8 protein-coding genes and 3 pseudogenes are annotated in these 9,791 nt (G+C 63.0%); 6 read left to right on the plus strand and 5 right to left on the minus strand.

What is annotated here, in order from left to right:
* The 5 genes and pseudogenes from NKJ06_RS32810 to NKJ06_RS32830 form a co-directional block, all read left to right on the plus strand.
* Positions 1-463, plus strand: a pseudogene (locus NKJ06_RS32810) (amino acid ABC transporter substrate-binding protein); the annotation flags it as partial.
* Between the two features lie 70 nt (positions 464-533).
* Positions 534-1,667 carry an amino acid ABC transporter permease gene (locus tag NKJ06_RS32815; protein WP_352812081.1) on the plus strand — a complete coding sequence of 378 codons (1,134 nt, stop codon included), beginning with the start codon at positions 534-536 and terminating at the stop codon, positions 1,665-1,667.
* Complete coding sequence (locus tag NKJ06_RS32820; RefSeq protein ID WP_352629459.1) at positions 1,664-2,746, plus strand: amino acid ABC transporter permease; 1,083 nt, start codon at positions 1,664-1,666, stop codon at positions 2,744-2,746. Before NKJ06_RS32815 ends, NKJ06_RS32820 begins: the two co-directional genes overlap by 4 nt.
* A 176-nt stretch (positions 2,747-2,922) precedes the next feature.
* Positions 2,923-4,245 (plus strand): LLM class flavin-dependent oxidoreductase, encoded by a 1,323-nt coding sequence (locus NKJ06_RS32825; protein ID WP_352629457.1) that lies wholly within the window; start codon positions 2,923-2,925, stop codon positions 4,243-4,245.
* 126 nt (positions 4,246-4,371) lie between these two features.
* Positions 4,372-4,539 (plus strand): annotated as a pseudogene (locus tag NKJ06_RS32830) (ornithine cyclodeaminase); the annotation flags it as partial.
* Here NKJ06_RS32830 and NKJ06_RS32835 read toward each other — a convergent pair.
* The 5 genes and pseudogenes from NKJ06_RS32835 to NKJ06_RS32855 all read right to left on the minus strand — a co-directional run.
* Positions 4,532-4,603, minus strand: a pseudogene (locus tag NKJ06_RS32835) (hypothetical protein); the annotation flags it as partial. The pseudogenes NKJ06_RS32830 and NKJ06_RS32835 overlap by 8 nt on opposite strands.
* 4 nt (positions 4,604-4,607) lie before the next feature.
* Entirely contained in the window at positions 4,608-5,720 is a 1,113-nt protein-coding gene (locus NKJ06_RS32840) for an alcohol dehydrogenase family protein (protein WP_352629455.1), read from the minus strand.
* A gap of 9 nt (positions 5,721-5,729) precedes the next feature.
* Entirely contained in the window at positions 5,730-7,109 is a 1,380-nt protein-coding gene (locus NKJ06_RS32845) for an aspartate aminotransferase family protein (RefSeq protein ID WP_352812077.1), read from the minus strand.
* A 35-nt stretch (positions 7,110-7,144) separates the two neighbouring features.
* Positions 7,145-8,638 (minus strand): NAD-dependent succinate-semialdehyde dehydrogenase, encoded by a 1,494-nt coding sequence (locus NKJ06_RS32850; RefSeq protein WP_352629452.1) that lies wholly within the window; start codon positions 8,636-8,638, stop codon positions 7,145-7,147.
* A gap of 130 nt (positions 8,639-8,768) precedes the next feature.
* On the minus strand, positions 8,769-9,260 hold the full coding sequence (locus NKJ06_RS32855) for an Lrp/AsnC family transcriptional regulator (RefSeq protein WP_352629666.1): 492 nt from the start codon (positions 9,258-9,260) through the stop codon (positions 8,769-8,771).
* Positions 9,261-9,343: 83 nt separating this feature from the next.
* On the opposite strand from NKJ06_RS32855, the gene NKJ06_RS32860 reads away from it, so the two are divergent.
* The coding region (locus NKJ06_RS32860) for a GntR family transcriptional regulator (RefSeq protein ID WP_352812079.1) at positions 9,344-9,791 on the plus strand (448 nt) is incomplete at its 3' end.

The raw sequence follows: 9,791 nt of genomic DNA on the forward strand, positions 1-9,791 counted from the left end.
CACCGCGCGGGAGCCAGGCCGCGTCTATGCCAACACGCAAGATACGCCCGATCGCGTCTGAACGCGCACCCCGCGGAAGAAGCCCGACGACTCTATCATCCTGCCCGAGCGACTGTCGAAGGAACCACTTGCACCGGCGATCGCCGGCGGCGACGACCGCTGGCTCGAGATCGTCAACTGGACGGTCAACGCCACCATCCAGGCCGAGGAATGGGGCATCACCAGCAAGAATGTCGACGAATTCCTCAAATCGCCAGACCCGGCCATCCAGCGCTTTCTCGGCGTCGACCCGTCGCTCGCCCAGGCAATCGGCCTCGATCCGAAATGGGCCTACAACATCATCAAGACTGTCGGCAATTATGGCGAAATCTACGACCGCAATTTGAAGCCGCTCGGTTGGGAGCGTGGCTACAACAGCCTGTGGACCAATGGCGGTCTGCTCTATTCGCCGCCGTTCCGCTAAGCCCCTTCGATCCATGTCATTGACTGACGAAACCGTGCCGGGTCCAGACGGACCCGGCATTTTGCGCAAGATGTCCCTGTGGTGGGGCAACTGGCCGCTGACGCAGGTCGCTGTGATCGCGGCGGTCATCGCCCTGTTCTGGCTGCTTGGCCACAACACGGCTGGGATGATGGCTCGCATCGGCATCACGCCAGGCTTCGAATTCCTCAGCCGGCCGGCGAATTTCGAGATTGGCGAAGCGCCGATCGCCTTCAAGGCGGGCGATCCGTATGCGCGCGCAATCCTGGCTGGCCTTCTCAACACGCTGAAAGCGGCCACGCTTGGTTGTGTGCTGGCCACCATTCTCGGCGTCGTTCTCGGTGTTGCCGGCCTGTCGGGCAATCTGTTGCTGGCGGCGCTTGTGCGCTGGTATGTGGAGATCATCCGCAACACGCCGCTTCTGCTTCAGCTCTTCTTCTGGATTTCGCTGGCAAAATCGTTTCCGTCGCCACGGCAGGCACTCTCGGTCTTCGACAGCTTCTTCCTCACCAACCGGGGCGTGTTTGTTCCAGGGCTTGGCTTTCATGGGATGTCGGTTTCGACGCTCTGGCTGCTTGTCGGCCTCGTCACAAGCTACCTGGCTTTCCTTGCATGGTCGCGGCGCAAGGGCAGTTTGCCCGTCAGGCGGCTAGGCCTGGCAACCGCAGGACTGCTGGGGGGCATTCTGCTGGCCTTTCCACTGACCGGCGCCGGCGCGACCTGGGACATACCGGCATTGGCCGGCTTCAACATCCGTGGCGGCTACAATCTGACTCCGGAATTCGCGGCCCTGCTGACCGGCCTCGTGGTAAAATTCTCGGCCGCCATTGCCGAGATCGTGCGAGCCGGTATCCAGTCGGTCGACCGCGGTCAATGGGAGGCATCGAGGGCGCTCGGTCTGCACAACGGTCAGATCATGCGCCTCATCGTGCTGCCGCAGGCATTGCGCGTCATCACGCCGCTGACGACGTCCAGCTATCTGGACCTGACCAAGGATTCCAGCCTTGCTGTCGCCATCGGCTACCCTGACCTTGTCAGCATCATCAACACCACGGCCAACACGACGGGACAGTCGCTCGAAGCGCTGACGCTGCTGATTGCCATCTATCTGGCAATCAACCTGTCCGTCTCGGCGGCGATGAACCTGTACAACAAGCGTGTCGCTCTAAGGGGAGCAAGGGTATGAGCATCTCCGAGGCTCTCGATGCGCGGGCATGGCGATCTTCGGCAACGCTGCAGACGTTGAAAATCGGGCTTTTCGGCACGCCGCTCAATTCGATCATCACCGTCGTCACGGTGGTGCTGCTGGGCTGGATCGTACCGCCGCTGCTGCGCTGGGGCATATTCGACGCGACATGGACAGGAACGTCGGCCGACTGTGCGCTCGCCACCGGCGCCTGCTGGGCGTTCGTGGCGGCAAAGTTCCGCTTCATCCTGTTCGCCTTCTACCCGCCGGCGCTGCAATGGCGGCCACTGGTCGTCATGGTGCTGTTGCTGGGGCTTCTCGTCATCACCGCGCAACCGCGATACTGGCGCAAGGGACTGCTCGCCGCCTGGTTTGTCGTGATCGCCGCCAGTTGGATCCTGATGTCCGGCACGCTGGTGCCTCCCGCCGTCCCTTCGAACCAGTGGGGCGGGCTGGCCGTAACGCTGTTCGTATGGTCGGTCTGCTTCGGCCTGGCGACGCCGCTGGCGATCCTGCTGGCACTGGCGCGGCGCTCCAGCATGGGCGGCCTGCGCACGCTTGCGATTGCCTTTATCGAACTGATGCGTGGCACGCCGATGGTGGCCATCCTCTATGTGGCGATGCTCATCCTGCCAATGGCCATCCCGAATGGCCAGATAATCGACAAGAATGTCCGGGCGATGATCATGATTACGCTGTTCTGGTCGGCCTATGTCGCCGAAGTCGTTCGCGCCGGCCTCCAAGCGATCCCGGCGGGCCAGTATGAGGCCGCCACGGCGCTTGGCCTCGGCTATTGGCGCACGATGCAGCTCGTTGTCCTGCCGCAGGCGCTGCGCCTGGTCATTCCCGGCATGGTCAATCTGGCGATCGGCTTCCTGCTGGCGACATCGCTGCTTGCCGTCATCGGCATTTTCGACCTGCTCAATGCGGCCCGATCCTCGGCGACCGATCCGCAGTGGCTCGGCTACTACGACGAGGCCTATCTGTTCGCTGCGCTGATCTATTTCGCGCTGTGCTTCGGCGGCTCACGCTACAGTCTCTGGCTGGAGACATATCTGCGCCGGTCGCAGCATCACTGAGCCCATAAAGCTCGCTGCGGCCTGCCGGCGCAGCGCTGTGCCATTTTGCGCTGGCGGCGGGGAAGCGAATGCTGCGGAAGCGCGTGGCGGTGGAACCCAATACCTTCCCCGCGCCTTGTCGGAGGCCGATCCTCGCCCAGATTTGTTCAATCTCCAACGTTCGAGATATCCGTCAAATGACACAGAAACAATTGCGCCTTGGCGCCTTCATGCGTCCTGTCAGCCTGCATACCGGCGCCTGGCGCTATCCGGGCGCCTATCCCGATGCCAATTTCAATTTCGCGCATCTGAAACGCTTCGCCCAGACCCTGGAGGCGGCGAAATTCGACGCCTTCTTCATGGCCGACCATCTGGCCGTTCTCAACATGCCGATCGAGGCGCTGCGGCGCAGCCACACTGTCACGTCGTTCGAGCCGTTCACGCTGCTGTCGGCGCTCGCCGCCGTCACCGACCATATCGGGCTGGTCGCTACCGCATCGACGACGTTCGACGCGCCCTATCATGTTGCCCGCCGCTTCGCCTCGCTGGACCATATCAGCGGCGGACGCGCCGGCTGGAACATTGTCACCACGTCCAACCCTGACGCGGCGCTGAACTTCGGCCTCGACGAGCATGTCGAGCATGACGAGCGTTATCGGCGGGCACGGGAATTCTACGATGTCGTCACCGGCCTGTGGGACAGCTTCGCCGACGATGCCTTTATCCGCGACGCCGAAAGCGGGCTCTATTTCGACCCCGCAAAGCTGCATGTGCTTGACCATAAGGGCGAGCATCTTTCGGTGCGCGGTCCGCTCAACATCGCGCGGCCGGTGCAGGGCTGGCCGGTCATCGTCCAGGCCGGCGCGTCGGAGGCAGGACGCCAACTGGCTGCCGAAACGGCGGAAGTCATTTTTGCCGCCCATGCCGATCTCGCCTCGGGGCAGCGTTTCTTTGCCGATGTTAAAGGCCGTGCGGAGAAACTTGGCCGCTCGCGCGACGACATCAAGATCCTGCCCGGTGCGTTTGTCGTGGTCGGCGACAGCCTCGAGGACGCACAGGCCAAACGGGCGAAGCTCGACAGCCTCGTCTATTATGAGAGCGGCATTGCCTCGCTGTCGATCGCCATCGGACATGACGCGTCCGGTTTTGACCCGGACGGGCTCTTGCCCGAAATCCCCGAGACCAATGCCAGCAAGAGCGGCCGCGAGCGTGTCATCGAACTAGCGCGCGAGGAGCACCTGACCGTCAGGCAGCTTGCGCAGAGGTTGGGCGGCTATTCCGGCCTTGCTTTTGTAGGCACGCCTGAAACAATCGCCGACGAGATGGAGGAATGGCTGATCGCTGAAGGCTCCGACGGGTTCAACATCATGTTTCCCCACCTACCTGCCGGGCTTGATGATTTTGCCGAAAAGGTCGTGCCCGAACTGCAGCGGCGCGGCATCTTCAGGCGGCAATATGAGGGATCAACGCTACGCGAAAATCTCGGCCTGAAGCGGCCACCCAATCGGTTTTTCGAGTAGAGCGTTGTTCGCAGAGAGGGCTCCAATGTCGATCCAGACGCGCCGTTCGCCCCTGGCGGCGATGATGAAGGCGCACAACGCGCATCGCCAGGACTGACCGCCTGCATGCGGCAAGGATAAGAAAAAATGATTCCCAATCTCGACATCGTCCCCTTCGTCAGCGTTGACCACATGATGAAGCTGGTGCTGAAGATCGGTGTCGAGCGCTTCCCCGTCGAACTCGTCGGCTACATCGAGGACGATTTCCGCCGCTGGGAGCTGTTCGATAAGACATCGCGCGTCACATGTTCTTCGGGTGGCCGTTGACGTATTTGAAGCCGTAGACCTCGCCGTCGCTGGTCGGCATCAGCTCAATGACGTGGTCAAGTTGCTAGGATAGCCGAACCCCACATCGCATCCGGCACCACCACCAGCTTGCCGACGAAATCCTTGGCGATGAAGTCCGCCTGCGCATGGTGGAAATCGGAGAGCTTGTAGACGCCGCCGACCAGCGGCCGGATCTTTTTCGCCTCGATGTATCCAACGATGCGGCGGAAATCCGCGCGCGTGCCTTGGCTCGAGCCATGCAACTGCAATTGCTTCAGGTACATGGTCCTGAGATCGAGCTGGACGACCGGGCCGGCGATAGCGCCCGCCGTGGTGTAGCGGCCCTCGGGCCGCAGGATGCGCAGGAGGTCGTTGAAGATGGCGCCGCCGACGAGGTCGGCGACCACGTCGATCGGCTGGCCGCCGGTCACCTCGTTCACGGCATGCGGCAGGTCGGCAACGCCACGGGTGATGACAGCCTCTGCGCCGATGTCGCGCACCGCCTGCTCCTTGCCCTTGCCGACGACGGCATAGGGGATGGCGCCGCGCGCCCGTGCCAGCTGCACGATGCCGGAGCCGACACCGCCCGAGGCGCCAGTGACCAGCACGCGTTCGCCGGCTTTCAGGCTCGCGCGTTCCAGCATCTGTTCGCCGGTCAGATAGGCGCAGCAGAAGGTGGCGAGCTCGACATCGCTCATGTCCGTGTCGACGACATGAGCATTCTCGGCCGGCACGGCCTGATATTCGGCGTAACCGCCGTCGCGGCCGTGGCCCATATAGTCGATGTCGGCGAGCGAATCGTCGTCGCGGTTGTAGATCGAGAAATCGACCATCACCCGTTCGCCGATACGATCAGGCGAAACGCCTTCGCCAACAGCAGCGATGGTGCCGACGGTGTCGGTGCCCTGGATGCGTGGGAAGCTCAGCGTGTTGCCCTGACGCCGCCACGTCGACACGGCGGCAGCATCCTCTTCCGTGCCATAGGCGCCCTGGCGCACCCAGACATCGGTGTTGTTCATCCCGCAAGCGGTGACCTTGACCAACACCTCACCAGGAGCAGGCACGGGCACTTTGACATCGCTGCGATAGACGAGCTTTTCCGGTCCGCCGTGCCCTGTGAGCAGCACGGCGGCCATGGTGGCGGGGAGGGTTCTGGTCATGGCATTCATGAGTCGATCTCAGAGATTGGAAAACACGCTCTTGACCGCATCGGCGGTCTTCGAAACGACGATGTCGGCTTCTTCGCGGGTCAGGCAGAGCGGTGGCGCGAAGCCGAGAATGTCGCCCTGCGGCATGGCGCGGCCGATGACCCCGCTTGCTGCAAGCGTCGTCGCAACCTGCGGTCCGATCTTGAGCGAAGCATCGAAGAACACCCGGTCGTCCTTGTCGGCAACGAACTCGACCGCCGCCAGCATGCCGTCGCCGCGCACGTCGCCGACATGTTTGTGACCGCCGACCGCCTTGGCCAGTTCGGCGCGGAAATAGGCGCCGGTCTCGCGGGGATTGGTCACAAGATCCATCTCGTCGATTAGTTCGAGATTGGCGACGCCGGCGGCAACGCAGATCGGATGCGCCGAATAGGTCCAGCCATGGCCGAGCGAGCCGAGCTTATCGGAGCCCTGCACCAGCACCTGCCACATCTTGTCGGCGACGATGACGCCCGACAGCGGCGCATAGGCCGAGGTTAGGCCCTTGGCGATGGTGATCAGGTCCGGCTTGATGCCGTAATGGTCGGAGCCGAACATGGTGCCCAGCCGGCCGAAGCCCGTCACCACTTCGTCGGCGACCAGCAGCACGTCGTGCTTCTTCAGCACCGCCTGGATCTTCTCCCAGTAGCCAGCCGGCGGCGGCACGATGCCGCCGGTGCCGAGGATCGGCTCGCCGACAAAGGCGGCGACGGTCTCCGGCCCCTCGGCCAGGATCATCTCCTCGAGCTTGTCGGCGCAATGCTGCGAAAACTGCTCCTCGCTCATCGAGCGGTCGGCGCGGCGGAAATAATACGGCGCCTCGGTGTGCAGGATCGGCGCGCGTGGCAGGTCGAAGGCGTTGTGGAACAGGTCGAGCCCGGTCAGCGATCCGGTCATCACGCCCGAGCCGTGATAGCCGCGCCAGCGCGAGATGATCTTCTTCTTCTCCGGCCGGCCGAGCACGTTGTTGTAGTACCAGATCAGCTTGATGTTGGTTTCGTTGGCATCGGAGCCCGAGAGGCCGAAATAGACCCTCGACATGCCTTGCGGCGCGCGGTCGATGATCATCTTGGCGAGCGTGATCGAGGCTTCGGTGCCGTGGCCGACATAGGCGTGGTAGTAGGCGAGGTTCTTCGCCTGGGCGGCGATGGCGTCTGAAATCTTCTGCCGGCCGTAGCCGACATTGACGCAATAGAGGCCGGCGAAGGCGTCGAGGCTCTTCTTGCCATTGTTGTCCCACACAGTGACGCCTTCACCGCCGGCCATGATGCGCGTCGGGCTCTCGCCGCGCGCGTGCGTGCCCATATGGGTCGAGGGATGGAACAAGTGATCGCGATCCCAGGCGGCGAGTTCGTTGGACTGGTCGAGCATTTTTTGACTCCTTGAGAGAAATGGCCGGGCGAAATCTAAGCGACGTCCAGGCAGAGATACTTTAGATCGGTGAAAGCTTCGAGCCCGTGTCGCGAACCTTCGCGGCCGATGCCGGATTGCTTGACGCCGCCGAACGGGATCGGCGCGCCGGTGATCTTGACGCGGTTGATGGCGACCATGCCGTAGTCGAGCGCGCGGCCCATGCGCTGCTGACGGGCGCCGTTTTCGGTCACGACATAAGCGACGAGGCCATATTCGGTGGCATTGGCGCGGGCGATCACCTCATCCTCGCTGTCGAACGGCGTCACCGCAGCGACCGGCCCAAACGTTTCTTCGCGCATGATCAGCGCTTCATCGCTGACATCGGCCAGCAGCGTCGGCTGGTAGAACAGCGGCCCGGTCTCATGGCGCTTGCCGCCGGTGAGACAGCGAGCACCGTGGGTCAGGGCATCTGCGACCTGCTCCTCGACCTTCTTGACGGCGCGCTCATGCATCAGCGGTCCGATGTCGGTGTCGCCGGCAAGGCCATTGCCGGTCCGCAACGTCTCGATGCGCTCGCCGAAAGCGGCGCAGAAGCGATCGTAAACCGGGCGCTGGACATAGATGCGGTTGGCGGCCAGGCAGTCCTGGCCCGACGTGGCGAATTTGGCGTCGATGGCGATGTTCACTGCTTTGTCGATGTCGGCGTCTGCAAAGACGATCAGCGGCGCATGCCCGCCAAGCTCCATCACCAGCCGCTTCATCGTCGGCGCGCTCTGGGCGGCGATCAGCCGGCCGATCTCGGTTGAGCCGGTGAAGCTCATGGCGCGAACGCGTGGATCTTCGCACATCCGTCCGACGATGGTCGAAGCCTTGCCGGTGATGATGTTGAAGACGCCGGCGGGCAGGCCGGCACGCTCGCCGAGTTCGGCTAATGCAAGCGCCGACAGCGGCGTCTCCGAGGACGGATGCGCAACGATGGTGCAACCGGCGGCAAGGGCCGCCGCCGCCTTGCGGGTCAGCATCGCCGACGGAAAATTCCACGGTGTGACGACACCGACGACACCGAGCGGCTCGCGCCGCACCATCATTTCGGCGTTCGGCAGATGGCTGGTGACGCTCTCGGCGTTCAGGCGTTTTGCTTCTTCAGCGTACCACTCGACGAAGGAGGCGGCATAGTCGATTTCGCCCAGCGACTCCTGCAGCGGCTTGCCCTGTTCCAGCGTCATCAGCAAAGCGAGGTCTTGCTTGGCGGCAATGATCAGCTCGAACCATTTTCGCAAGATTTTAGAACGCTCCTGCGGCAACAGCGACCGCCAGGCCGGAAAGGCGCGTGCGGCGGCATCGATCGCCTTTGTCGTCTGCCGTGCATCTAGCGCGGCGACAAAAGCGACAGTCGTGTCGGTGGCCGGATCGGTGACCTCGAAGCTTTCAGCGGCTTCGCTTGCCGTCCAGTGACCATCGACATAGGCGAGTTCACGCAGCAGCCGGCGGTCGGCCAGGCGATCGAGCGCTTCATGGCGATGCGAGCGAGCGAAATGCGCGGACATGGTCGATGCCTCCCGGTTCGGACTGATGCGGGAAGATTATCCGACCTGTGCAGACAGAGAGGCTGTTTGGATGCCTTGATGTAGAGAGTTTCTCTCTATGGCGTCGCCGCGGCAGGCGATTTCTCCGACCCTACGACGACGCCGGCAACAGGTCCGCTATGGGCAGCGCAATCTCGTCCTTCACCGTCTTGATGACGATGTAGGTGAAGTAGCGATCTATGCCGATTTCACGCTCGAGCAAGCCATCGACCAGCCGCTGATAGGCATCAATGTCGCGCGCCATCACCTTCAGCACATAGTCGACGCCGCCGCCGACCGACCAGCAGGCGACGATCTCGGGAATGTCGCGGATGACGCGCTCGAAGCGGTCGAAATCGGCCTGGCGGTGGTTGGCCAGCGTCACCTCCATCAGCACGGTGGCGACTGGCGCGACGACACGCATGGCGACCCTGGCGTGATAGCCAGAGACGATGCCGGCCTTTTCCAGCTTGCGCAGCCGCATCCAGCACGGCGTCGGCGACAGGCCGACCTGCTCGGCCAGCGCAAGCTTGGTGATGCGTCCGTCGCGCTGGATGGCGTCGAGGATTTTCAGGTCGATCGGGTCGAGTTTCGCGGCAGTCATCAGCATCCACTTTTTCGTCGACTGCACCATGACGGCGCATTATTTCGATTGTCAATTGCACTGATTTCGATCTCTAATAAGTCATGACATTGTGGCAACCCGATCCCGCGCTTATCCGGCGGCCAGCCTATCAGTCGCTTGCCGACCAGTTCGCGCGCGCCATTCATGACGGGCGCCTGGCCAATGGCGCACGGTTGCCGACGCATCGACGGCTGGCCGACGACCTCAAGCTTTCGGTGCAGACGGTCAGCCGCGCCTATGAGGAACTGATCCGCCGCGGGCTGATTTCGGGCGAGATCGGCCGCGGCAGTTTCGTCCAGACGCAGCGCCGCGAGCCGGAACCGCCCTATCTGCCGGAGCGGCTCGGCGAGGTGATTGATCTCTCGATCCTGAAACCGGTCTGCGAGCCGATGCATCTGGAGCGGCTGAAGCAGGCGTTGGGCTGGCTGGCCGATAACCTGCCGTCGAGTTCAGCGCTTTCGTTTCGGCCCAACATGGTGTTTCCGCATCACCGCGCCGGCGCCGTCGAAT

The sequence above is a fragment of the Mesorhizobium sp. M0293 genome (assembly GCF_040321735.1).
Lineage (GTDB): Bacteria > Pseudomonadota > Alphaproteobacteria > Rhizobiales > Rhizobiaceae > Mesorhizobium.